This is a genomic window from Variovorax sp. GW823-FHT04B03 (assembly GCF_058796495.1).
This window is the reverse complement of the sequence record NZ_JBXAIT010000001.1, coordinates 1,312,233-1,334,971: the sequence shown is the minus strand read 5'-3', so window position 1 is coordinate 1,334,971 and position 22,739 is coordinate 1,312,233. Positions and strand designations below refer to the sequence as shown.

27 protein-coding genes are annotated in these 22,739 nt (G+C 69.2%); 17 read left to right on the top strand and 10 right to left on the bottom strand.

The window, feature by feature from the left end:
- Positions 1-123: 123 nt before the first annotated feature.
- Positions 124-1,803: a SulP family inorganic anion transporter gene (locus tag AC1RAD_RS06090; RefSeq protein WP_492734182.1), complete on the top strand. Its 1,680-nt coding sequence runs from the start codon at positions 124-126 to the stop codon at positions 1,801-1,803.
- A gap of 3 nt (positions 1,804-1,806) precedes the next feature.
- Here AC1RAD_RS06090 and AC1RAD_RS06085 read toward each other — a convergent pair whose 3' ends face one another.
- Positions 1,807-2,310 (bottom strand): hypothetical protein, encoded by a 504-nt coding sequence (locus tag AC1RAD_RS06085; protein ID WP_062477116.1) that lies wholly within the window; start codon positions 2,308-2,310, stop codon positions 1,807-1,809.
- Between the two features lie 39 nt (positions 2,311-2,349).
- Here AC1RAD_RS06085 and AC1RAD_RS06080 point away from each other — a divergent pair, with 39 nt between their 5' ends.
- From AC1RAD_RS06080 to AC1RAD_RS06050, 7 genes are all read left to right on the top strand, one after another.
- On the top strand, positions 2,350-2,556 hold the full coding sequence (locus AC1RAD_RS06080) for a DUF3460 family protein (protein ID WP_062477114.1): 207 nt from the start codon (positions 2,350-2,352) through the stop codon (positions 2,554-2,556).
- 68 nt (positions 2,557-2,624) lie between these two features.
- Positions 2,625-3,461: a segregation and condensation protein A gene (locus tag AC1RAD_RS06075; protein WP_056578351.1), complete on the top strand. Its 837-nt coding sequence runs from the start codon at positions 2,625-2,627 to the stop codon at positions 3,459-3,461.
- 20 nt (positions 3,462-3,481) lie between these two features.
- Positions 3,482-5,065, top strand: coding sequence for an L-aspartate oxidase (nadB, locus tag AC1RAD_RS06070; protein WP_487847815.1), 1,584 nt, complete (start codon positions 3,482-3,484; stop codon positions 5,063-5,065).
- A gap of 72 nt (positions 5,066-5,137) precedes the next feature.
- Positions 5,138-6,043, top strand: coding sequence for a 3-methyl-2-oxobutanoate hydroxymethyltransferase (panB, locus tag AC1RAD_RS06065; RefSeq protein WP_492734181.1), 906 nt, complete (start codon positions 5,138-5,140; stop codon positions 6,041-6,043).
- A gap of 19 nt (positions 6,044-6,062) precedes the next feature.
- Positions 6,063-6,905, top strand: coding sequence for a pantoate--beta-alanine ligase (gene panC / locus AC1RAD_RS06060; RefSeq protein WP_492734180.1), 843 nt, complete (start codon positions 6,063-6,065; stop codon positions 6,903-6,905).
- Complete coding sequence (gene queE, locus AC1RAD_RS06055; RefSeq protein ID WP_492734179.1) at positions 6,902-7,540, top strand: 7-carboxy-7-deazaguanine synthase; 639 nt, start codon at positions 6,902-6,904, stop codon at positions 7,538-7,540. Before panC ends, queE begins: the two co-directional genes overlap by 4 nt.
- 39 nt (positions 7,541-7,579) lie before the next feature.
- Entirely contained in the window at positions 7,580-7,942 is a 363-nt protein-coding gene (locus AC1RAD_RS06050) for a 6-carboxytetrahydropterin synthase (RefSeq protein WP_062477101.1), read from the top strand.
- Between the two features lie 7 nt (positions 7,943-7,949).
- Here the strand turns inward: AC1RAD_RS06050 and nadA are convergent, their stop codons facing one another.
- From nadA to AC1RAD_RS06020, 6 genes are all read right to left on the bottom strand, one after another.
- Positions 7,950-9,065, bottom strand: coding sequence for a quinolinate synthase NadA (gene nadA / locus AC1RAD_RS06045; RefSeq protein ID WP_492734178.1), 1,116 nt, complete (start codon positions 9,063-9,065; stop codon positions 7,950-7,952).
- Between the two features lie 6 nt (positions 9,066-9,071).
- A complete protein-coding gene (gene nadC, locus AC1RAD_RS06040; RefSeq protein ID WP_492734177.1) occupies positions 9,072-9,950 on the bottom strand; it encodes a carboxylating nicotinate-nucleotide diphosphorylase in 879 nt (292 codons plus the stop codon).
- Between the two features lie 23 nt (positions 9,951-9,973).
- On the bottom strand, positions 9,974-11,017 hold the full coding sequence (locus tag AC1RAD_RS06035) for an NAD(P)H-dependent glycerol-3-phosphate dehydrogenase (protein ID WP_492734176.1): 1,044 nt from the start codon (positions 11,015-11,017) through the stop codon (positions 9,974-9,976).
- Between the two features lie 28 nt (positions 11,018-11,045).
- Positions 11,046-11,510 (bottom strand): protein-export chaperone SecB, encoded by a 465-nt coding sequence (gene secB, locus AC1RAD_RS06030; protein ID WP_056578332.1) that lies wholly within the window; start codon positions 11,508-11,510, stop codon positions 11,046-11,048.
- A 128-nt stretch (positions 11,511-11,638) separates the two neighbouring features.
- On the bottom strand, positions 11,639-11,899 hold the full coding sequence (grxC, locus tag AC1RAD_RS06025) for a glutaredoxin 3 (RefSeq protein WP_062477087.1): 261 nt from the start codon (positions 11,897-11,899) through the stop codon (positions 11,639-11,641).
- A 20-nt stretch (positions 11,900-11,919) separates the two neighbouring features.
- Positions 11,920-12,303 carry a rhodanese-like domain-containing protein gene (locus tag AC1RAD_RS06020; RefSeq protein WP_370681259.1) on the bottom strand — a complete coding sequence of 128 codons (384 nt, stop codon included), beginning with the start codon at positions 12,301-12,303 and terminating at the stop codon, positions 11,920-11,922.
- A gap of 105 nt (positions 12,304-12,408) precedes the next feature.
- Between AC1RAD_RS06020 and gpmA the strand changes: the two genes are divergently transcribed.
- The 3 genes from gpmA to AC1RAD_RS06005 all read left to right on the top strand — a co-directional run bounded on the left by gpmA (position 12,409) and on the right by AC1RAD_RS06005 (position 15,565).
- Positions 12,409-13,152 (top strand): 2,3-diphosphoglycerate-dependent phosphoglycerate mutase, encoded by a 744-nt coding sequence (gpmA, locus tag AC1RAD_RS06015; RefSeq protein ID WP_013543140.1) that lies wholly within the window; start codon positions 12,409-12,411, stop codon positions 13,150-13,152.
- A gap of 123 nt (positions 13,153-13,275) precedes the next feature.
- A complete protein-coding gene (locus AC1RAD_RS06010; RefSeq protein WP_062477129.1) occupies positions 13,276-14,718 on the top strand; it encodes a S41 family peptidase in 1,443 nt (480 codons plus the stop codon).
- An 82-nt stretch (positions 14,719-14,800) separates the two neighbouring features.
- Positions 14,801-15,565, top strand: coding sequence for a HesA/MoeB/ThiF family protein (locus tag AC1RAD_RS06005; protein WP_492734175.1), 765 nt, complete (start codon positions 14,801-14,803; stop codon positions 15,563-15,565).
- Between the two features lie 28 nt (positions 15,566-15,593).
- Here the strand turns inward: AC1RAD_RS06005 and AC1RAD_RS06000 are convergent, their stop codons facing one another.
- Positions 15,594-17,615, bottom strand: coding sequence for an AsmA family protein (locus tag AC1RAD_RS06000; protein ID WP_492734174.1), 2,022 nt, complete (start codon positions 17,613-17,615; stop codon positions 15,594-15,596).
- A gap of 257 nt (positions 17,616-17,872) precedes the next feature.
- On the opposite strand from AC1RAD_RS06000, the gene AC1RAD_RS05995 reads away from it, so the two are divergent.
- A complete protein-coding gene (locus tag AC1RAD_RS05995) occupies positions 17,873-18,277 on the top strand; it encodes a response regulator (protein WP_095743933.1) in 405 nt (134 codons plus the stop codon).
- 7 nt (positions 18,278-18,284) lie between these two features.
- Here the strand turns inward: AC1RAD_RS05995 and AC1RAD_RS05990 are convergent, their stop codons facing one another.
- Positions 18,285-18,917, bottom strand: a complete 633-nt coding sequence (locus tag AC1RAD_RS05990) for a response regulator (RefSeq protein WP_007837167.1) — start codon at positions 18,915-18,917, stop codon at positions 18,285-18,287.
- A gap of 130 nt (positions 18,918-19,047) precedes the next feature.
- Between AC1RAD_RS05990 and AC1RAD_RS05985 the strand changes: the two genes are divergently transcribed.
- From AC1RAD_RS05985 to AC1RAD_RS05965, 5 genes are all read left to right on the top strand, one after another.
- Positions 19,048-20,418, top strand: coding sequence for a CHASE3 domain-containing protein (locus AC1RAD_RS05985; RefSeq protein WP_492734173.1), 1,371 nt, complete (start codon positions 19,048-19,050; stop codon positions 20,416-20,418).
- A 204-nt stretch (positions 20,419-20,622) separates the two neighbouring features.
- A complete protein-coding gene (locus tag AC1RAD_RS05980; protein WP_070063586.1) occupies positions 20,623-20,787 on the top strand; it encodes a DUF1328 domain-containing protein in 165 nt (54 codons plus the stop codon).
- 54 nt (positions 20,788-20,841) lie between these two features.
- Positions 20,842-21,216 (top strand): hypothetical protein, encoded by a 375-nt coding sequence (locus AC1RAD_RS05975; RefSeq protein WP_062477074.1) that lies wholly within the window; start codon positions 20,842-20,844, stop codon positions 21,214-21,216.
- A 52-nt stretch (positions 21,217-21,268) separates the two neighbouring features.
- The gene (locus tag AC1RAD_RS05970; protein ID WP_062477071.1) at positions 21,269-21,652 is read left to right on the top strand and encodes a hypothetical protein; all 384 of its coding nucleotides are present in this window, start codon (positions 21,269-21,271) and stop codon (positions 21,650-21,652) included.
- On the top strand, positions 21,639-22,151 hold the full coding sequence (locus AC1RAD_RS05965; protein ID WP_492734172.1) for a hypothetical protein: 513 nt from the start codon (positions 21,639-21,641) through the stop codon (positions 22,149-22,151). The genes AC1RAD_RS05970 and AC1RAD_RS05965 overlap by 14 nt, the downstream gene beginning before the upstream one ends.
- Before the next feature lie 82 nt (positions 22,152-22,233).
- Here the strand turns inward: AC1RAD_RS05965 and AC1RAD_RS05960 are convergent, their stop codons facing one another.
- Positions 22,234-22,728, bottom strand: coding sequence for a BON domain-containing protein (locus AC1RAD_RS05960; RefSeq protein ID WP_492734171.1), 495 nt, complete (start codon positions 22,726-22,728; stop codon positions 22,234-22,236).
- Positions 22,729-22,739 lie beyond the last annotated feature (11 nt).

Below are 22,739 nucleotides of genomic sequence, written 5' to 3'. Positions count from 1 at the left end.
TTGACGTTTGTTTCTAAACGTCAAAAATGTATCTTTCAGCCTCGCCGCCGATAAGCTGACTGAAAGTACTCACCGCCGGGAAATCGCCGGGCCGCCGCGGCGGCCGGGCCACAATGACCGCACATGTCGTCGCCGCTGAACCTCACCCGCTTTCGCCCCCGCCTGCTGGACACGATGGCCGGCTACGACCGGGGGCGGTTCCTGGGGGACCTCGGCGCGGGCGCCACGGTGGGCATCGTCGCGCTGCCGCTGGCCATGGCCTTTGCCATCGCCTCGGGGCTCAAGCCCGAGGCCGGCATCTGGACGGCGATCATCGCGGGCTTCCTGATCTCGCTGCTGGGCGGCTCGGCCGTGCAGATCGGCGGCCCGGCGGGCGCGTTCATCGTGATCGTCTACGGCATCGTCGAGCGCTACGGCGTGGCCAACCTGCTGATCGCCACCGCCTGCGCGGGCGTGCTGCTGTTCATGGCGGGGCTGTTCGGGCTCGGGCGGCTGGTGCGCTTCGTGCCGCTGTCGATCGTGGTGGGCTTCACCAACGGCATCGCGGTGCTGATCCTGCTGTCGCAACTGAAAGACCTGCTGGGCCTCACGGTGGAGCGCATGCCGGCCGACATGTTCTCGCAGCTGCACGCGATGGCGCTGCGGCTGGACACCTTCAACCCGCACGCCTTCGCGCTCGGGGTGGCCTGCGTGCTCGGGCTGCTCGCGTGGTCGCGGCTGTTTCGCGGCGACTCGGCGCTGGCGCGGGCGGTGCAGCGCGTGGGCGGACGCTGGGTGCAGACGCGCCCGGTGCAGATCGTCGGGCGCATCCCGGGGCCGATCGTCGCGCTGGTGTCGCTCACGCTGGTGTCGTGGGGCTTCGCGCTGCCGGTGGAGACCATCGGCACGCGCTTCGGCGGCATTCCCGAGGGCGTGCCGGCCTTCGCGCTGCCCGATTTCTCGTGGGAGACCGTCAAGCAGCTGGTGACGCCGACGCTGACCATCGCGCTGCTCGGCGCCATCGAGTCGCTGCTGTGCGCGCGCGTGGCCGACCAGGTCAGTGGCCAGCCGCGCCACGACCCGAACCAGGAGCTGATGGCGCAGGGCATCGCCAACCTGGTCACGCCCTTCTTCGGCGGCATGCCGGCCACGGGCACCATCGCGCGCACCGTGACCAACATCCGCTCGGGCGGCAGCTCGCCCATCGCGGGCATCGTGCATGCGGTCACGCTGCTGGTCGTGGTGCTGCTGGCGGCGCCGCTGGCGCGCCACGTGCCGCTCGCGGTGCTGGCGGGCATCCTGGTGTTCGTCGGGCTGAACATGGGCGAATGGCGTGAGTTCACGCCCGGCCAGCTGCGCCACTTCAGCCGCCACTACCGCCTGCTGATGCTCGGCACCTTCTTCCTCACGGTGGTGTTCGACCTCACGGTGGCGGTGCAGGTGGGCATCGTGCTGGCGTGCGCGCTCTTCATCCGCCGCATGAGCGGGCTGTTCAGCGTCGAGCTGGTGACGCTGCAGCCGCCGGTGCTCACCTACCGGCTGTACGGCGCCATGTTCTTCGGCGCGGCGGCCAAGCTCGACGAAGCAGTGAACGCCGCGGAGCGCGCGCCGCGCGGCATGACGCTGGTGCTGGACGCCACGCACCTGATCTACATCGATGCCACCGGCGTCGATGCGCTGCGGCAGTTGCACCGGGCGGTGCTGGCGCGCGACGGATTGCTGCGCATCGAGTCGCCGCAGCCGCAGCCGCTCGAGGTGCTGGAGCGTTCGGGCTTTGCCGAGGAATTGACGACGGGCCAGCCCGGCGCGTCGCACGGCGCGTAGCTGTCAGGGCGCCTCGGTGCCCCGATCAGGCGACGACCCGCTGCGCACCACGCGCTGGTCGTCGTTCAGCGTGGCGGTGAAGACCATCGACGAATTCGGTGGCTGCACCCAGCGCCATTCCCATTCGGTCTCGCGCTTGAGCGCATAGGGCGTGACCTTGGCCGGCTTGCCCAGCAGCTTGCGCAGGTCTTCCATCATCATGCCGGGCTGCACCTTGGCGAAGTTCTCGGGCGTGAGCACCTGGCGCAGCGCGCTCATCTTGCCGTCGGCGCCGATGGTGATCATGTAGTTCTTCTGGCCCTGCGGCTGGCGGTTGAACTCCAGCACGCGGCCGTTGGGCACGTCCCAGACGTTCTCGGGTTCGCCGAAACGCGCACGCACGTCGGCCTCGGTCGAGACGCCCTCTTCGAGCTCGCTGATGCGCTGCGGATCGCAGCCCGCGAGCCCGATCAGCGCCGCCAGCAGTCCTGCCACGAGGCCGATCCGGCCCTTCTGAAATCGTTGCATGCCGTCCCCGGTAAAATTCGAGCGATAAAGGTCCAGTCTATGTCCATCTTCCGCCGCCCCCACTACACCTCCGAGATCACGAACTTCATCGAGGAGATGAAGCAAAAGAAGCCGACGCTCGAGGCCGAACAGCGCGCCGGCCGCGCCCTGCTGTGGGACAAGCACCTCGACCGCAGCCTGCTCGAGGAGTACAGCGAAGCGCGCGTGCCGATGCAGCCGTACGTCTACCAGACCCAACCCAAGTGAATGGTGCCCACCCGGCATCCCGCCGCCCAGCCTGCGCGCACAGCTATTAAGTTGATAGCAACTTCCGCATGAGCGCAGACGAGGACAACGGCACGATCGTGGCCAGCATGCCCGAGGTCGTCGACCAGGTCGCCCTGGCCCGGCTCTACGGCGAGCCGCTGTTCGCGATGCCGAAGGACCTGTACATCCCGCCCGAGGCGCTGCAGGTTTTCCTGGAGGCCTTCGAGGGCCCGCTGGACCTGTTGCTGTACCTGATCCGCAAGCAGAACTTCAACATCCTCGACATCCCGATGGCGGGCCTGACGCGGCAGTACCTGAGCTACGTCGACGAGATCCGCCAGACCAACCTCGAACTCGCGGCCGAATACCTGCTGATGGCCGCGATGCTGATCGAGATCAAGTCGCGCATGCTGCTGCCGCCCAAGAAGGTGGCCGACGGCGAAGAGGCCGAAGACCCGCGCGCCGAGCTGGTTCGCCGGCTCATGGAGTACGAGCAGACCAAGCTGCAGGCCGCCGCCATCAGCGCGCTGCCGACCTACGGGCGCGACTTCTGGAAGGCCCAGGTCTACATCGAGCAGTCGATCAAGCCGCGCTTTCCCGATGTCGACGTGGTCGAGCTGCGCGACGCCTGGGCCGACATCATGAAGCGCGCCAAGCTCGTGCAGCACCACAAGATCTCGCGCGAGGAGCTCAACGTGCGCGAGCACATGAGCATCGTGCTGCGCCACCTGCAGGGTCAGCGTTTCGTCGAGTTCGAGAAGCTCTTCGACGTCTCGCGCGGCGTGCCGGTGCTGATCGTCACCTTCATCGCGATGCTCGAGCTCGCGAAGGAGACGCTGATCGACATCACGCAGGCCGAGGCCTTCGCCCCTATTTACGTCCGACTGGCCTACTCGCCGGCCTGACCCAACCGGTTCCCACGCCTGTGACTTCCGCCGTTCGCGACTTCGACGTCCTCATTGTCGGCAGCGGCCTCGCAGGCCTCTCCGCCGCGCTGCACCTGGCCCCCACGCACCGCGTGGCCGTGCTCACCAAGCGCGCGCTGAACGACGGCTCCAGCGCCTGGGCCCAGGGCGGCATCGCGGCCGTGCTGGCGGCGGGCGACAGCTTCGACGCCCACGTGGAAGACACGCTGGTCGCCGGCGCCGGCCTGTGCGACCCCGAGGCCACGCGCTTCGTGGTCGAGGGCGCGCCGCAGGCCATCGGCTGGTTGCGCGAACTGGGCGTGCCCTTCTCGGAAGAAGGTGGCGACCTGCACCTGACGCGCGAAGGCGGCCACAGCCAGCGCCGCATCGTGCACGTGACCGACGCCACCGGCGCGGCCGTGCAGCAGGTGCTCATCGAGCGCGTGCGCCGCACGCCCAACATCACGCTGTTCGAGCACCACACGCTGGTCGACCTGGTCACCGGCACCAAGCTCGGGCTGGCCGACCCGTCCTGCCAGGGCCTGTACGCGCTGGACGACGAGACCGACGAGGTGCTGGCCTTCCGCGCGCCGCACACCATCCTGGCGACCGGCGGCGCGGGCAAGGTGTACCTGTACACCACCAACCCCGACACCGCCACCGGCGACGGCATTGCCGCCGCCTGGCGCGCGGGCTGCCGGGTGTCGAACCTGGAGTTCATCCAGTTCCACCCGACCTGCCTGTACCACCCGCACGCCAAGTCGTTCCTGATCAGCGAGGCGGTGCGCGGCGAAGGCGGGCTGCTCAAGTTGCCCGACGGCACGCGCTTCATGCCCAAGCACGACGAGCGCGCCGAACTCGCACCGCGCGACGTGGTGGCCCGCGCCATCGACTTCGAGATGAAGAAGCACGGCCTGGACTGCGTGTACCTCGACATCTCGCACCAGCCGCCCGCGTTCCTGAAGGAACACTTCCCCAACATCCTGGCGCGCTGCCTGGAGCTGGGCATCGACATCACGCGCGAGCCGATTCCCGTGGTGCCCGCCGCGCACTACACCTGCGGCGGCGTGCTCAGCGACCTGGCCGGTCGCACCGACATCCCGGGCCTGTACGCCATCGGCGAAACCGCCTGCACCGGCCTGCACGGCGCCAACCGGCTGGCCAGCAACTCGCTGGTCGAGTGCATGGTGTTCGCACGCGCCGCGGCCGACGCCATTGCGCAGGCGCCGTCGCGCGATCGCGCCGCGCTGCCCGCCTGGGACGAAAGCCGCGTCACCGACGCCGACGAAGCCGTGGTCATCTCCCACAACTGGGACGAGCTGCGCCGCTTCATGTGGGACTACGTCGGCATCGTGCGCACCAACAAGCGCCTGGAGCGTGCGAGCCACCGCATCGCGCTGCTGCAGGCCGAGATCCAGGAGTTCTACGCGAACTTCCACGTCACGCGCGACCTGCTCGAACTGCGCAACCTGGTGCAGGTGGCCGAGCTGATCGTGCGTTCCGCGCAGGCCCGCCACGAGAGCCGTGGCCTGCATTTCAGTCGCGATTACCCTTCGCTGGCCGAGCCCACCGCACCCACCGTGCTGGTGCCGCCGGTCGACTGAGCCCACCCTTCGTCACCTTTCGATCACCCTCAGGATGCCCGGCCACCGACGCCCGCAGGGAGAAAGCCAACCATGTCGAACACCCCTACCCCACCCACCCCACCGTCCGAAGTCCCGGCCGCCACGCCCTACGGCACGTTGCCGCCCGCCTCGCCCCTGGCACAGCGCAAGCCCGTGAGCCTGCCGCGGCTGGCCGACATGCATGCGCGCGGCGAGAAGATCGCCATGCTCACCGCCTACGACGCCACCTTCGCGGCCATGGCCGACGCGGCCGGCATCGACTGCCTGCTGGTCGGCGACTCGCTGGGCATGGTCTGCCAGGGCCTGAACAGCACCGTGGGCGTGAGCCTGGAAGCCATGCGCTATCACACCGACAGCGTCTCGCGCGGCCTGCGCCGCGTGCAGGGCACGACCTGGCTCATCGCCGACCTGCCCTTCGGCAGTTATCAGGAATCGCGCGAGCAGGCCCTGGCCAGCGCCACCGTGCTGATGCAGGCCGGTGCGCACATGGTCAAGCTCGAAGGCGGCGGCTGGACCACCGAAACGGTGCGCTTCCTGGTCGAGCGCGGCATTCCCGTGTGCGCCCACCTGGGACTGACGCCGCAGACTGTGCATGCGCTCGGCGGCTACCGCGTGCAGGGCAAGGGCGACACCGCCGGCGCGCTGCTCAAGCAGCAGGCCCACGCGCTGCAGGACGCGGGCGCCGCCATGCTGGTGCTGGAGATGGTGCCGGCCGCGCTGGCCGCCGAACTCACGGCCGAGCTGACCCGCTGCGCCACCATCGGCATCGGCGCCGGCAAGGGCACCGCGGGCCAGGTGCTCGTGCTGCACGACATGCTGGGCATCAACCTCGGGAAGATGCCGAAGTTCGTGCGCAACTTCATGGCCGACGCGCCGGGCGTGCTGCCCGCGCTGCAGGCCTACGTGCAGGCCGTGAAGAACGGCAGCTTCCCCGACGACCGCCTCCACGCCTGGTAAGCCCAGAAGGACACCGACCATGTACATCGCCAAGACCATCGACGAACTGCGCCAGCACCTGTCTTCCAGCCAGCGCCCCGCCTTCGTGCCCACCATGGGCAACCTGCACGAGGGCCACCTCGCGCTCGTGCGCCAGGCCAAGCCGCTGGGCGACGCCACCGTGGCGAGCATCTTCGTGAACCGCCTGCAGTTCCTGCCGCACGAAGACTTCGACACCTACCCGCGCACCTGGGACAGCGACTGCGAGAAGCTGCGCGCCGCCGGCTGCGACGTGCTGTTCGCGCCCGACGAGAAGGCGCTCTACCCCGAGCCCCAGACCTGCAAGGTGCACCCCGACCCGGCGCTGGCCGACCTGCTCGAAGGGCACTTCCGCCCCGGCTTCTTCATCGGCGTGTGCACGGTGGTGATGAAGCTGTTCCAGTGCGTGCAGCCGCGCGTGGCCGTGTTCGGCAAGAAGGACTACCAGCAGCTCATGATGATCCGCCACATGGTGCGGCAGTTCGCGCTGCCCATCGAGATCGTGGGCGGCGAGACCTTCCGCGCCGACGACGGCCTGGCGCTCTCCTCGCGCAACGGCTACCTGAGCGCCACCGAGCGCGCCGAGGCCGTGCAGCTGTCGAAGGCGCTGCGAGACATGGCAGAAGCCGTGCGCGCCGGCGAGCGCGACGTGGCCGCCCTCGAGGCGCGCGCCATGCAGTCGCTCGCGCAGCGCGGCTGGCAGCCCGACTACCTCGTGCTGCGCCGCCGCGCCGACCTGCAGGCGCCGCAGCCCGGCGATGCGCTCGTGGCCCTGGCCGCCGCGCGGCTGGGCAGCACGCGGCTCATCGACAACCTCGAAATCGACACCCCGCTCGCCGCATGACCTACAGCGTCAAGGAAATCTTCTACACGCTGCAGGGCGAAGGCGGCCAGGCCGGCATGCCGGCCGTGTTCTGCCGCTTCGCCGGCTGCAACCTCTGGACCGGCCGCGAGGAAGACCGCGACACGGCCGTCTGCCGTTTCTGCGACACCGACTTCGTCGGCACCGACGGCACGCTGGGCGGCAAGTTCAAGAGCGCCGGCCAGCTCGCCGACACCATCGCCGCGCAATGGCCCGCCGGCGACACCGCGCACCGGCTGGTCGTGCTCACGGGCGGCGAGCCGCTGCTGCAGGTCGATGCGGCGCTGGTCGACGCGCTGCACGCGCGGCACTTCCGCATCGCGGTCGAGAGCAACGGCACGGTCGTCGCGCCCGCGGGCATCGATTGGCTGTGCATCAGCCCCAAGGCCGGCGCGCCCTGGGTGCAGCAGCGCGGCCAGGAGCTGAAGCTGGTGTGGCCGCAGGCCGGCATCGACCTCGATGCGATGGCACGCACCGGCGAATTCACCCACCGCTTCCTGCAGCCGATGGACGGGCCCGACCGGCTCGCCAACACCGAGTTGTGCATCGCCGAATGCATGAAGCAGCCGGTGTGGCGCCTGAGCGTGCAGACCCACAAGATCACGGGCATCCGCTGACGCGCGGCCCCTTTATTTCAGAGTTTCTTTTTTCCGACGATGCGCTTCACCATCAGCCAACGCTTCTTCTTCGACGCCGCCCACACGCTCAAACGCGAGATCGAGGTCGAAGGCAGCCGCCGCATTCACGGCCACACGTACCACGCGGAGGTGTGGCTGGCAGGCGAGCGCGATCCGGTGACGGGCATGGTGATCGACCTGGGCCTGCTGCGCCGCCGGCTCGAAGACGTGCGCGAGCAGCTCGACCACCACCTGCTGGACGACGTGCCGGGGCTGCATCCGCCGACGCTGGAGAACCTGTGCGTGTTCATCGCCGACGCGCTGCCCGACCTGCGGCCGTCGCTGGCGCGCGTGCGCGTGTGGCGCGAGGCGCTGGGCGACAGCTGTACGGTGGAGTTCTAGCCGCCGGTCAGGCGGCGCCGATACCGGCCACCAAGCTGCCCGGCGCCTGGCCGTTCTTCAGCCCGGCGGTGAACGCCAGCATGCGGTCGATCGGCACGCGCGCGCGCACGCCGAGCGCCGGATCGACGTGGATCTCGCCCGCGCCGGTCTCCAGCGCGTTCGCCAGTTCGACCAGCCCGTTCATCGCCATCCACGGGCAGTGCGCGCAGCTCTTGCAGGTGCCGCCGTTGCCCGCCGTGGGCGCTTCGATGAAGGTCTTGCCGGGGTTCAGCGTGCGCAGCTTGTGCAGCATGCCGGTGTCGGTCGCGACGATGAACTCGGTCGCGTCGAAGCGCTGCGCCGCGTTCAGGATGGCCGAGGTGGAGCCCACCGCATGCGCCAGCGCGATCACGTCCGAGGGCGACTCGGGGTGCACCAGCACCTTGGCCTTCGGGTGTTCCTTCATGAGCAGCTCGAGTTCGAGCGCCTTGAATTCGTCATGCACGATGCAGGCGCCGTTCCAGCTGACCATGTCGGCGCCGGTCTGGCGGCGGATGTAATCGCCCAGGTGGCGGTCGGGGCCCCAGAGGATCTTCTGGCCGGCTGCGTGCAGCGCGTTCACCACGTCGAGCGCGCAGCTGGAGGTGACGAGCCAGTCGGCGCGCGCCTTCACGGCGGCGCTGGTGTTGGCGTAGACCACCACGGTGCGGTCGGGATGCGCATCGCAGAAGGCGCTGAAGGCGTCGACCGGGCAGCCCAGATCGAGCGAGCAGTTGGCGTCCAGGTCGGGCATCAGCACGCGCTTTTCGGGCGAGAGGATCTTCGAGGTCTCGCCCATGAAGCGCACGCCCGACACCACCAGCGTGGCGGCGGCGTGGTCACGGCCGAAGCGTGCCATCTCGAGCGAATCGCTCACGATGCCGCCGGTTTCCTCGGCCAAATCTTGCAGGTCGGGGTGCACGTAGAAGTGCGACACCATCACCGCGTTGCGCTCGCGCAGCAGGCGGCGGATGCGCGCCTTCAGCGCAATGCGCTCGTCGGGCGAAGGCTCGGGGGGCACGCGGGCCCAGGCGTGGCGCGTGTCGCAGACCGCGCCTTGCGCGGGCTGTTCGTAGTCGACATCGATGACGGAAGCGGTCGTCATGGCGGTTCAGTGGGTCAGGAAGCGCATCGAGTAGTCGATGGCCTTCACGTCCTTGGTCAACGCGCCGATCGAGATCCGGTCGACACCGGTCTCGGCCAGGGCACGCAGGCCGTCCAGTGTGACGCCGCCGGAGATCTCGAGCACGGCCTTGCGGCTCTCGCCCACGGCGTCGTTCAGGCGCACGGCCTCGCGCAGCGTGGACAGGCCCATGTTGTCGAGCAGCACCATGCGGGCGCCGGCGTCCAGCGCTTCCTGCAGCTGGGCCAGGGTCTCGACTTCGACTTCGACAAAGGCGGCCTGCGCGGCCACGGGCGCCACCGCGCGCAAGGCGGCGGCCACGCCACCGGCCGCGGCAATGTGGTTTTCCTTGATGAGCACCGCGTCGTACAGGCCGATGCGGTGGTTCAGCCCGCCTCCCGTGCGCACCGCGTACTTCTGCGCCAGGCGCAGGCCCGGCAGGGTCTTGCGGGTGTCGACGATGCGGGCACGGGTGCCCTTCACGGCGTCGGCGTACAGCGCGGTCTTGGTGGCGACCGCGCTCAGCAGCTGCAGGAAGTTGAGCGCGGTGCGCTCGGCCGTCAGCAGCGCGCGGGCGCCGCCTTCGATTTCGAGCACGGGCTGGTCGGCGGCGCAGCGCTGGCCCTCGCCGCAAAGCCAGGTGATGCGCGCCTGCGGATCGAGCCGCCGCACGGTGGCCTCGACCCAGGGCGCGCCGCACACCACGGCGGTTTCGCGCGCGAGCACGCGGGCATGGGCGGTGCGGGAGGCATCGACCAGCGAGGCGGTCAGGTCGCCGTCGGCGACGTCTTCCTGCAGGGCGCGGGCGACGTCGGACTCGGCCAGCGCGGCGACGGCCGACGCCGAGAAATCAAAGCGAGGGCTCATGTCTCTGGAATCTCTAATCTTCTTCAGGAGGAATGGCGCGAGGCCGGGCCGGCGGGCGGCTGCTGCACCGACTCGGGCACCGGGTCGCGCCCGGTCAGCGCCGCGACGGCGTCGCGCGGACTCACCTGGCCGTCGAGCAGCGCGACCACGCCTTCGGCGATGGGCATCTCGATGCCCAGGCCGCGCGCGCGCTGCACCACGGTGCGGGCACAGTACACGCCCTCGGCCACGTGGCCCAGCGAATCGACGGCCTGCGCAAGCGTGCGGCCCTGGGCCAGCAGCAGCCCGACCTTGCGGTTGCGCGACAGGTCGCCGGTGGCGGTCAGCACGAGGTCGCCCAGGCCCGACAGGCCCATGAAGGTGTCGGCGCGGGCGCCGAGCGCCAGGCCGAAGCGGGTCATTTCGGCCAGGCCGCGGGTGATCAGCGCCGCGCGGGCGTTGAGCCCGAGCGCGAGGCCGTCGCACAGCCCGGTGGCGATGGCGAGCACGTTCTTGACGGCGCCGCCGACTTCGACGCCGACGATGTCGTCGTTGGCGTACACGCGCAGGGCCGGGCCGTGGAAGGCGTCGACCAGCGCATCGCGCACACCGGCGTGCGGGCTGGCGGCCACCAGCGCGGTCGGGCGCCCTTCGGCGACCTCCTGCGCAAAGCTGGGGCCGCTGAGCACGCCCGCCTTCAGTTCAGGCGCGACCTGCGCCCAGATCTCGTGGGCGAGCAGGCCGTAGGTGGTGGGAGAGGCATCGAGCGCGGGCTCGACGCCCTTGCACAGCCACGCCACCTGGGCGGTGGTGCCGCGCAGGGCGATCAGCTGTTCGCGCAGGGCGGCCATGGGCGTGGCCACGATGACGAGGTCGGCCCCGGCCTGCGCCTGGGCGATGTCGCCCGCGCGCACGGCCAGCGAGGCCGGCAGGGCCAGCCCGGGAAGGTAGCGGGTGTTTTCACGCGCGGCCGACATGGCGTCGGCCTGGGCGGCGTCGCGCGCCCAGAGGGTGACCTCGTGGCGGGCCGCCGCGTTGACTGCGACGGCCGTGCCCCAGGCACCGGCGCCATGAACGCAGATCTTCATCGTGCGCTGGCGGCGTCGTGCGGCCGGTTTACTGGGCCAGGGTGGGGGCAGCCTGGCCGGCGGCCTGGGCTTGCTGCTGCTCGTACATGGCCTGGAAGTTGATTTCGGCCAGGTGCACGGGCGGGAAGCCGCCGCGCTGGATCACGTCGGCGACGTTGCCGCGCAGGTACGGGTAGACGATCTGCGGGCAGGCGATGCCCAGGATCGGACCCATCTGGTCTTCCGGCAGGTTGCGGATCTCGAAGATGCCGGCTTGCTTGGCTTCGACCAGGAACACGGTGCGGTCTTCGATCTTGGTCTGCACGGTGGCCGACACGGTGATCTCGAAGATGCCGTCGGCCACGGGCTGGGCGTCCACGCCGAGCTGGATGTCGACGGTGGGCTGCGTCTGCTCCAGCAGGATCGCGGGCGAGTTGGGTTGTTCGAGCGACAGGTCCTTGAGGTAGACGCGCTGGATCTGGAACACGGGATCTTGGGCTTGCTGGTCGGCCATGGCTGAACTTTCGAGGATCAAAACAATGCCCGCCGGGGAGAGGGTCCCGCAGCGGGCTGCAGATGAGGGAACAAACGATTATCGCCCGACGGCCCGCGCACTTTCGTGACGCCCGGCCGCGAAAGGCTTCAGGCGCCTTGCAGCAGCGGAACGAGGCCGCCGCGGCTGTCCAGGGCCATGAGGTCGTCGCAGCCGCCCACGTGGGTGTCGCCGATGAAGATCTGCGGCACCGTGCGGCGCTGGGTGATCTCCATCATGGTGGTGCGGGCTTGCGGGTCGGTGTCGATGCGGATCTCTTCGATCTGCTCGACGCCCTTGGCCTTGAGGATCTGCTTTGCACGCGTGCAGTACGGGCAGACGGCGGTGGTGTACATCTTGACGGCTTGCATGCGCTCTACCTTGGGAACAATCAGGCTTTTTCAACCGGCAGGTTGGCCTCTTTCCAGGCCTTGAGCCCGCCAGCGACGGCTTGGGCCTGCTCGTAGCCGAGCTTCTTGGCCGTGGCCACGGCGCGCTGGGCGCGGGCGCCGGTGGCGCACACCAGCAGCAGCGGCACGTTCTTGTTCTTGACCGTGCTGGCCAGCTTCTCGTCCAGCAGGTTCAGGGGCACGTTCTTGGCGCCGATCATGTGGCCGGTCGCAAATTCTTCGGGTTCGCGCACGTCGACCAGCACCGCGCGTTCGCGGTTGATGAGCTGCACGGCGCCCTGGGCCGTGAGCGTGCCGCCGCCCGCACCCCGGAGCATCGGCCAGGCCAGCATGCCGCCCGAGGTGAGCGCCATCAGGATCAGCATCCAGTTCGCGGTGACGAATTCGATCAATTTCACGGGGGTTCCTTGGATGGCAAACCCGGGATTTTAGAATGCTGGTTTTCCCACGCGCTGCCAAAGGCCTCCGACATGCACAAACTGGTACTGATCCGCCACGGCGAATCGACCTGGAACCTCGAAAACCGCTTCACCGGCTGGACCGACGTCGACCTGACCGAAACCGGCGTCGAGCAGGCCAAGCAGGCCGGCCGGCTGCTCAAGGCCGAGGGCTACGACTTCGACGTGGCCTACACCAGCGTGCTCAAGCGCGCCACCCGCACCCTCTGGCACACGCTCGACGAACTCGACCGCACCTGGCTGCCCGTGGTGCACTCCTGGCGCCTCAACGAACGCCACTACGGCGGCCTGCAGGGCCTGAACAAGGCCGAAACGGCCAAGAAGTACGGCGACGAGCAGGTGCTGGTCTGGCGCCGCAGCTACAGCACCCCGCCGCCGCCGCTGGAAGCCGACGATCCGCGCAGCGAGCGCTCCGACGTGCGCTACGCCAAGCTCTCGCCCGAGCAGATCCCGCTGACCGAATGCCTGAAGGACACGGTGGCGCGCGTACTGCCGTTCTGGAACGAATCGATGGCCCCGGCCATCCGCACCGGCCGCCGCCTGGTCGTGGCCGCGCACGGCAATTCGATCCGCGCGCTGGTGAAGTACCTGGACGGCATCTCGGACGACGCCATCGTCGGCCTGAACATCCCGAACGGCATTCCGCTCGTGTACGAGCTGGACGACGACCTCAAGCCCCTGCGCCACTACTACCTGGGCGATGCCGCGGCCGCCGAAAAGGCCGCCGCCGCGGTGGCTTCGCAGGGCAAGGGCTGAAGACGTAAGCAAAAGAAGAAAACCCCGCCTGCCGGTTCCTCCGTGGAACCCCGGCAGGCAATTTGCTTCCAAGCTGTGTATATTGGTTCGACAGCCGTCGACATACAGGACATTTCACTCATGATGGGCCAGAAACTGAAGATCACCGGCTGGGTCGCCGCCGGCGCCGTTGCTGGCGTCCTGACCACCGTCTCGCTGCAGACGGTCGCGCGGGGTTCGCTCGCGCCGCTCCCGCTCGAGGAGTTGCAGCAGCTCGCGGCCGTCTTCGGGATGGTCAAGAGCGACTATGTCGAGGCGGTCGACGAGAAGAAACTCATCTCGGACGCCATCTCGGGCATGGTCGCCGGGCTCGATCCGCACTCGCAGTACTTCGACAAGAAGTCCTTCAAGGAATTCCGCGAGGGCACCACGGGCCGCTTCGTCGGCGTGGGCATCGAAATCTCGCAGGAAGACGGCCTCATCAAGGTCGTCTCGCCCATCGAGGGCTCGCCGGCCTTCCGCGCCGGCTTGAAGCCGAACGACCTGATCACCAAGATCGACGACACCGCCGTGCGCGGCCTGTCGCTGAACGAAGCCGTCAAGCGCATGCGCGGCGAGGCCAACACCAAGGTGCTGCTGACCATCTTCCGCAAGGACGAGAGCCGCACCTTCCCGGTCACGATCACGCGCGAGGAAATCCGTACCCAGTCGGTGCGCGGCAAGATGATCGAGCCGGGCTACGGCTGGATCCGCCTGTCGCAGTTCCAGGAGCGCACGGTCGACGACTTCGTCAAGAAGATCGAGGAGCTCTACAAGGAAGACCCGAACCTCAAGGGCCTGGTGCTCGACCTGCGCAACGACCCGGGCGGCCTGCTCGACGCGGCGGTGGCGGTGTCGGCGGCCTTCCTGCCCGAGAACGTCACGGTGGTCACCACCGACGGCCAGCTGGCCGAAAGCAAGTCGATCTACAAGGCGGCGCCGGAGTACTACCAGCGCCGTTCGGGCAGCGACCCGCTGCGCAACCTGCCGGCCGCGCTCAAGAACGTGCCGCTGGTGGTGCTGGTGAACGAAGGCTCGGCCTCGGCCAGCGAGATCGTGGCCGGCGCGCTGCAGGACCACAAGCGCGCCACCATCATGGGCAGCCAGACCTTCGGCAAGGGTTCGGTGCAGACCGTGCGCCCGCTCGGCCCCGACACCGGCCTGAAGATCACCACCGCGCGCTACTACACGCCCAGCGGCACCTCGATCCAGGCCAAGGGCATCGTGCCCAACGTGCTGGTCGACGAAAGCGCCGAGGGCAGCCCCTTCGCCGCCCTGCGCATGCGCGAGGCCGACCTCGAGAAGCACCTGGCCAGCGGCCAGGGCCCCGAGGTCAAGGACCCCGAGCGTGAAAAGGCACGCGACGAAGCCCGCAAGCGCCTCGAGGAAGAAGCCAAGAAGCCGCCGCAGGACCGCAAGGTGCCCGAGTTCGGCACCGACAAGGACTTCCCGCTGGTGCAGGCGCTCAACCGCCTGAAGGGCCAACCGGTGCTCGTCAGCAAGACGCAGGTCATCGTCGACAACAAGGACGAGAAGAAGGAAAACTGATCCCGGCGAGCGGGCCGCACGCACCGTGCGGTTCGCGCCACCGGCGTTTTCCCCTCCCCCGCACAGGCCCAGGCAGGCGCGCATGGACGATCACGACCTGCTGCGCTATTCGCGGCACATCCTCCTCGAAGAATTCGGCATCGACGGCCAGGAACGCGTCAGTGCCGGGCGGGTGCTCGTCATCGGCGCCGGCGGGCTGGGCTCGCCGGTGGCGCTGTACCTCGCGGCAGCGGGAGTCGGCTACATCGTGCTGGTCGACGACGACGAGGTCGATCTCACCAACCTGCAGCGGCAGGTCGCCCACACGCAGGCGCGGGTGGGCCAGCCCAAGGTCGCATCGGCCGCGCAGGCCATGCGCGACATCAACCCCGGCATCGCCATCGAGACCCACGCCGTGCGCGCCGACGAGGCGCTGCTGTCGCGGCTCGTGGCCGAGGCCGACGTGGTGGTCGACTGCTGCGACAACTTCGCCACCCGGCAGGCCGTGAACCGCGCCTGCGTGGCGCATGCCAAACCGCTGGTGGCGGGCGCGGCGATCCGCTTCGACGGCCAGTTGAGCGTCTACGACACCCGCGACGCCACCTGCCCCTGCTACGCCTGCCTGTTCCCGCCCGAGGCCAGCTTCGAGGAAACGCGCTGCGCGGTGCTCGGCGTGTTCGGCCCGGTGGTCGGCACCATCGGCACGCTGCAGGCCAGCGAGGCGCTCAAGCTGCTGGCCGGCATCGGGCCGTCGCTGGCGGGCAAGCTGCTGATGTTCGACGGGCGCAGCACCGGCTTCGACACGCTGCGCGTCTCGCGCGACCCGCACTGCAGCGTCTGCGCGCAGCGGCCCCAGGCCGGCGCCTGAGCGCCCGCCTGCCCTCTTCTTTCTTTCGTTAAGGCTGGCGAGCCCCCTTGGCCCGCGCGGCACCGCGCGCGGCGGCCCCGGCCGTGGGCCGGTTCGCCAGCGCCAGCACGCCCGTGCAGTCGGCGTTCTCGCCGGGGCCGGTCTCGATGGTCGCGGCCAGTGCCAGCAGCGGGTTGATGGCGCCCAGCGCCAGCGCCGCCAGACCGCGGCCGGCCAGCGGCCCGATCTCGACGCCGCCCTTGGGCGCGCCGAAGGTGCCGCTCACGACCAGCGGCGTGCGAAGCGACAGGAAGCTCGCGCTCTTGGGCTCGGGCCGGATCACGAAGTCCAGCGACTCGGTCGCGAGGTTGGCCTGGCCGGTGGCGGTGAAGACGGCGTTGGTGGTGTCCAGCACCAGCGTGCGCCCGTTCATCACGCCCTTGTTCACGTCGAAGGCCAGCGCGGCGCAGCGCAGCTCGACGTCGCGGTCGCCGCGCAGCAGGAACTTGAGGATGTCGCCGCCCACCAGCGTCGCGAACACGGGCATCAGGTTGCCGAACTGGCCGCGCCCCGACAGCACCGCCATGTCGCCCGACGCGCCGCCGAGCCAGCTGGCCACCGAATTGCCGGCGCCCGACAGGTTGATGCGCCCGTCGAGCCGGCCGACGCTGTTGCCCGAGTTCTCCAGCTTGGGAATCAGCCGCGCCAGCCGCAGCCCGCGCACGTCGAGCGAGGCGCGGATGTCGGCCGGCGTCTTGGTGGCGTCGATGCGGATCGCGCCCACGAGCTTGCCGTTGGCCACGCCCAGGTCCAGTGGGTCGAGCGACAGCACGCCGTCGGTCAGCTTGATCTTGGCGCTGCCGCGGTCCAGCGGCACCTCGCGCACGTTGCGGATGGTTTCGGCGGTGTAGCTCACGTCGGCGTTCATGGCGTGCAGCCGCGCGAAGTCGAAGGGGTTGGTCGGCAGCACCTTGCCGCCAGGCGGGCGCTTGGGCTGGGCCGAGGCGACCGGCGCCACGCCTTCCACCGCGTTGGCCGAACGCGCCGTGGGCGGCAGGCCGATCAGCGGGCCGAGGTCGTCCATGTCCATGACGCGCGAACGCAGCGTGCCCGACAGGCGCGGCACCTTGCCGGCCTGGTCGAAGGCCATGTCGCCGCCGATGTCCGACAGGCCCAGCCGGCCGTTGAGCCCCGCCGCCTCCCAGAGCTTGCCGCGCTTGCGCAGGCCGCCGCTCAGCGCATAGGGCGGGGTCTGCGGCAGCACGATGCCCAGCAGCGGGTACAGCGCGCTCAGCGTCTGGCCCTTGATCTGGAACGTGGCGTCGATGCCGTCGAAGCCCGCGAGCTGAGCCACCGTGCCATTGGCCTTGAGCCGGGTCTGGCCGGCGGCGGCGTTGATCTCCAGCGGGAACGGCGGCGCACCCGCGGCGTTGATCTGCAGCACGTTGCCGGTGCGCCCGTCGGCCGTGAGCGGCTGGCCCTTGTAGCGGCCCTTGATGCGGTAGTGCAGCGGCAGCTCGCCGCGGGTGCTGTCGTAGTCCAGGTCGGCGTGCACGTCGACGCCCAGGTGCTGGGCCAGGAAGTCGACGGCGCCCTTGTCGACCTGGATCAGGCCGATGGTGGGCACGGTGCCGGTGTCGGAGGTGTCCTTGCCGAAGGCCCAGGTACGGCGCCCGTCGGGCTCCATCTGCAGGCCGACGGTGGGCGCGGTCAGCGCCAGGCTCGGAATGACCACCCGCTTGTCGATCAGCGGCCAGAGGCGAATCTCGAAGCTCGCGCGCTCGGCCTTCACCAGGTAGGGATCGCGCGCCCAGTCGGGGTTGGCGAATTCGATGCCGTCGACGTGGATGGTGGCGGCCTTCCAGCCCAGGTCCACGTCGAGCCGGCGGGTGATCTCGAACTTGCGCCCGGTCTTCTCGCTCACGAAGCGGTTGAGCGGCTCGCGCAGCGTGTCCCACGGAAAGAAGGCCACGAGGAGCGCGAACGCGGTCAGCAGGACGGCGACCAGCAGCACGAAGGCCGCCAGCAGCTTCTGCCAGCGCGGCCGGGTGCGAAGGGATTGGGTTGCCATGGTCGATTCTTACCCGGATGCGCGCCCGAACCGGGTCGGCGGCGGGCCGCAGACCCCGTGCGGCTTGGCCTACGGGCGGGCGCGAGGCGGCGTGGAGACAGCCGCCTGCACATGCGTCAGAACCCGCCTACAACGCGCGGCCCTTGAACCCTGCATGATCCGCTGCGGGAAAGCCTCAATGTCCATGGGCAGGCTCTCTCCTCCGCAGGGCGCTTGGACACGAGCACCTGCCCACCTCAGAGGAAGCGCGGTTCGGCATGGATTCCAGATTGCAGACCTACGTTGTCGAAGACAACCCCACGATCCGTGAAAACCTCATCGGCACTCTGGAAGAGCTCACCTGCACCACGGTCGTGGGCTTTGCGGAAACCGAGCAGCACGCGCGCGACTGGCTGCGCGACCATGCCGACGAGTGGCACCTGGCCATCGTCGATCTCTTTCTCAAGCAGGGAAGTGGCCTGGGCATCCTGCAGGCCTGCCAGTCGCGCAAGCCCGGCCAGAAGGTGGTGGTGCTCAGCAACTATGCGACGCCCGACATCCGGCGCCGCTGCGCCGAGTTCGGGGTCGACGCGGTGTTCGACAAGTCGAACGAGATCGACGCACTGGTCGACTTCTGCATCCGCCAGGCCGCCGCGCTGCGGTCCGCACCCGGCGATGCCTAGGCGCAGCTCAATCGATGAGCTTGTTCTTCAGCGCGTAGTAGGTCAGGTCGCTGTTGGAGGACAGGTTCATCTTCTCCATCAGCCGCGTGCGGTAGGTGCTCACCGTCTTCACCGACAGCGACAGCGTCTTGGCGATGTCGCCGGCGGTCTCGCCCTTGGCCAGCTTCAGGAACACCTGGAACTCGCGCTCCGAGAGCTGCTCGTGCGGCGCGGCGTCGTCCTTGCGGTCGAGCTGGCGGGCCAGCAGTTCGGCCACGGCGGGGGTGATGTAGCGCCGGCCCAGCGAAATGGTGCGAATGGCGTTCACGATCTCGATCGGATCGCATTCCTTGTTGAGGTAGCCGCTGGCGCCCTGACGGATCAGGTTCATCGCGTAGTGCTCCTCGGGGTAGCCGCTGAGGATCAGGATGCCCACGTCCGGCGCCTTGGCGCGGATCATGGCGAGTGCATCGATACCACTTTGTCCCGGCATGGAGAGATCCATCACCAGCACGTCCAGTTCGGTGGTGCGTACCAACTCGATGGCTTCACGGCCGCTCGCTGCCTCGCCCGCCACGCGCAGGTCCACGTGCTCGGAGAAGAACTGCCGGAGGCCCGATCGCACGATGGCGTGGTCGTCCACAATTCCAATTTTGATCATCTGTTACTTTCGTCGTTGTGCCGCAGCTTTGGAAGCCGCAGCATGCCGGTCCCTGATTGTTATCAATTATTCACGAAGTTGCATTGAATGCGACCCTAAGGGTGTCATGCACTGGTTAGCCCCCCAAAAAATGGCCGTGAGCCTCTTGCTCGCGGCGCTGGCCGCACTGGCCCTCGTGGGCATCAACGAGGCAGGATACCGGCAATCGAGCCGCGCCCTGGCGGACATCGACGAGGCGCAGCAGATCCGCGGCACGCTCAACCAGATCCTGCAGAACATGCTGGACGCCGAAACCGGCCAGCGCGGCTTCCTGCTCACGGGCGAAGCCGCCTACCGCCAGCCCTACGACATCGCGGTCAAGCAGGTGGACGGCAACCTGGCCACGCTGCGCCAGCTGTACGCCGAACGCCCGGCCGAACGCACCCAGCTGTCCGAGCTGTCCAAGCACGTGCTGCGCAAGATCGCCGAGATGGACATGAGCGTGCGGCTGCGCCACGAGGGCAACGAGGACGCCTGGAAGTTCGTCATGACCACCGACGTCGGGCGCGAGGAGATGGAAGCCATCCGCGCCACCGCCAACGAGCTGGTGAAGACCAGCAACGCGACGCTGCAGGCCGGCCAGCTGCAGGTGATGAAGTCGCTGCAGCTGGCGCGCGTCGGCACCGGCATCGTGGCGCTCGCGGCGCTGATCGCCTTCTTCCTGTACCTGCGCCAGACGCACGCGCTGCGCTCGGTGGGCGAGCGCCAGCAGGAGGCGCTGCAACGCGAACGCAACGCCCTAGAAGACGAGGTGCGCGAGCGCACCGCCTCGCTGGCCGAACTCGCCACCCACCTGCAGGACGTGCGCGAGACCGAGCGCGGCTACCTGGCGCGCGAGCTGCACGACGAACTGGGCTCGCTGCTCACGGCTGCCAAGCTCGACGTGGCGCGGCTGAAGTCGCGCCTGGCCGACTCGCCCGACGCGATCCAGCGGCTGCAGCATCTGACCGAGCTGCTCAACAGCGGCATCGCGCTGAAGCGCCGCATCATCGAGGACCTGCGGCCTTCGTCGCTCTCCAACCTCGGGCTGGTCGCCTCGCTGGAAATCCTGGGGCGCGAGTTCGGAGAGCGCTCGGGCCTGGAGATCGAGATGGCGCTGGAGCCCGTGAGCATGGACGAATCGCGCCAGCTCACGATCTACCGCATGGTGCAGGAGAGCCTGACCAACATCGGCAAGTACGCCGAGGCGAGCGAAGCCACCATCGTGCTGAAGAACTACGCCAACCACGTGATCGTGGAGGTGGCCGACAACGGCAAGGGCTTCGACGCGCAGCGCATGCGCCCGTCGACGCACGGCCTGGCGGGCATGCGCCACCGGGTCGAGGCGGCGCGCGGCAAGCTCACCATCACCTCGGCGCCCGGCCAGGGCACGCGGCTCACCGCGATGCTGCCGGTGGTGAAGCCGGCACCGCAGGCCGGCACGACGGCGAGCCCCGACACCCCCGCGTCGCGCGGTGCCTGACGCAGGCGCTGGCATTTCTTCACGCCCCGGGCCTGCGGCGACTCGGTCGCCTCCTACGCACCCCCGCCCCGGTCGCTGACAGGGCCGATGCGGCCCTGCCCTTAAGGTGGGTCCTGTGTCATCCGGCACCGGGCCGCGTCTTCAGCGATGCGCCCGGATGCATGGTTTCAAACCACAAAGAGGGAAGCCTCGAAGGAGTTCCGCATGCTGCACTACGCCGTGGTATTTCTGGTCATCGCACTCATCGCTGCCGTGTTCGGCTTCGGTGGCATTGCCGCCAGCGCGGTGGGGATCGCCAAGGTCCTTTTCATCATCTTTGCCGTGCTCGCCATCGCCAGCTTCCTGGCCGGCTTGCTACGACGCAAGTAGCGTAGTTACGATCCACAGGCTCCCGCATTTCATCTTCCCGGAAAGGACTCTCCCATGAACACGACCAAGACCCCTTCGCAACTCGCCGACGACGTGCGCCAGACCGCCCAGGAAGCGGCAGAAACCACCCGCGCCTACGCTCAGAACGCGGTGAATGCGGCGGGCGAAAAGGTCCGCGAACTGCGCCGCGACGCCGAACCGGGTGTCGAGCAGTTGGCCGCACGCGTGCAGCAAGCCGTGCAGCGCGGTCTCGACGCCGCCTCGACCACCAGCGCCCGCGCGCACCGCCGCATCGAACAGGCCGCCGACGTGACCGGCCGCTACATCTCCGACCAGCCCGTGCGCTCGGTGCTGCTGGCCGCCGCTGCCGGCGCCGCCATCACGGCGCTGATCGTGCTGGCCAGCCGCCGCAACCGCGACGACTACTGATCCGCTGTTGCATCGCCACTGAACGACCGACCCCGCCCGACCACCCTCGCACATGCTTCATCCGATCTTCTCGACGGTGCTCGGGCACCCGGAGCTCATTGCCGATCACATCGCCAACTACGCCGCCCTTGTCCGGCAGGAGAGTGCCGTGGCGGGACGCGGCCTGGTTGCCCGACTGGTCGCGGGCGTCCTGGCCGTGGCCACCGCCGTGCTCGCCCTCGGGCTGATCGGCGTGGCCGTGCTGCTCGGCGTGCTGCACGGCAGCTTCCACTGGGTGCTGGTGGCCGTGCCTGCCGTGGCAGTGGTCATCGCGGCGATCTGCACCTGGATCGCCACCCGCCCGAGTCCGAACTACGGCTTCGACGATCTGCGCGCCCAGCTGGCCGCGGACCTCGACGCGCTGCATGCCGCCGGAGCCCGCCATGAGCAGCCCTGATCCCCGCCGCCCTGCCGCACCGCAACTCACGCCGCAACAGCGGCTGGCCCTTTCTCGCCGCGCACTCGTGCGGCAACTGAACGGCGGCGAGCCGGACGCACCGGCGCCCCATCGCGCCTTTGCCGCCGGCGACGCCGACGACGATCTCGAATACGCACACACCGACGCGGGTGATGCGCCGCCCGCCTCGCCCGGGCGCCGCCACAACGTCTGGAGCGCGATGGCGCGCGGCGTGGTGCAGCGCTGGTGGCGCCGCCATCCCGCGCACGCGGCCGGCCAGCTGGCCCGCCCCCTGCTCGAACACTACGCCCGCACCGAGCCCGTCAAGCTCATGGCCGCCGCGGCCGCCACGGGCTCGCTGCTGGTGCTCGTGCGGCCCTGGCGGCTGCTCTCGGCCACGGCCGTGATCGCGGCGGTGCTCAAGACCTCCGACGTGGCCGACCTGCTCAACACGCTGCTGCAGAAGCCTGCGCGGCCGCCACGGCAAGACCCGCCCTGACGTCGCGCCAACGCGTGCCGCACGCAGACAAGAAAAAGCCCGGTCGAACCGGGCTTTTTGCTGGGCGCGGCGGAAGGGCCGATCAGCCCTTCACTTCGAGCTGGTTGTTCACCGACTTCACGCCCTGCACGGCCTTGGCGATCTCCTCGGCGCGCGACTTGGCGGCGGCCGTCGGTGCCGGGCCCTTGAGGCTCACGGTGCCGCCCTTGGTGTCGACGTCGATCTTGATCGCGCTCAGGTCCGGGTCCTTGGCCAGGCCGGCCGAGACCGAGGCGGTGATCGCGGCATCGTCGACCGTGGCGGTCACGGCGGCGGTGGCGTCCTTGGCGGCTTCCTTCACATCGGCGGTGGCGCCGGCCATGCCGGTCTTGGCGTCGGCCGCGGCCTGTTCGGTCTTGGCCTTGGCATCGGAGGCCGCCTGCTCGGTCTTGGCGACGGCGCTGTCGAGCTTTTCACCGGCGGTCTGGTTGCCCGGCTTGTCGCAGGCGGCCAGGGTCAGCGCGGCGCCGGCTGCGAGCACGGCGAGCCAGGTGCGCGAGGTGGCAAAGGGAGCGAGGGAACGGTTCGACGTTGTCATGGGAAATCCTC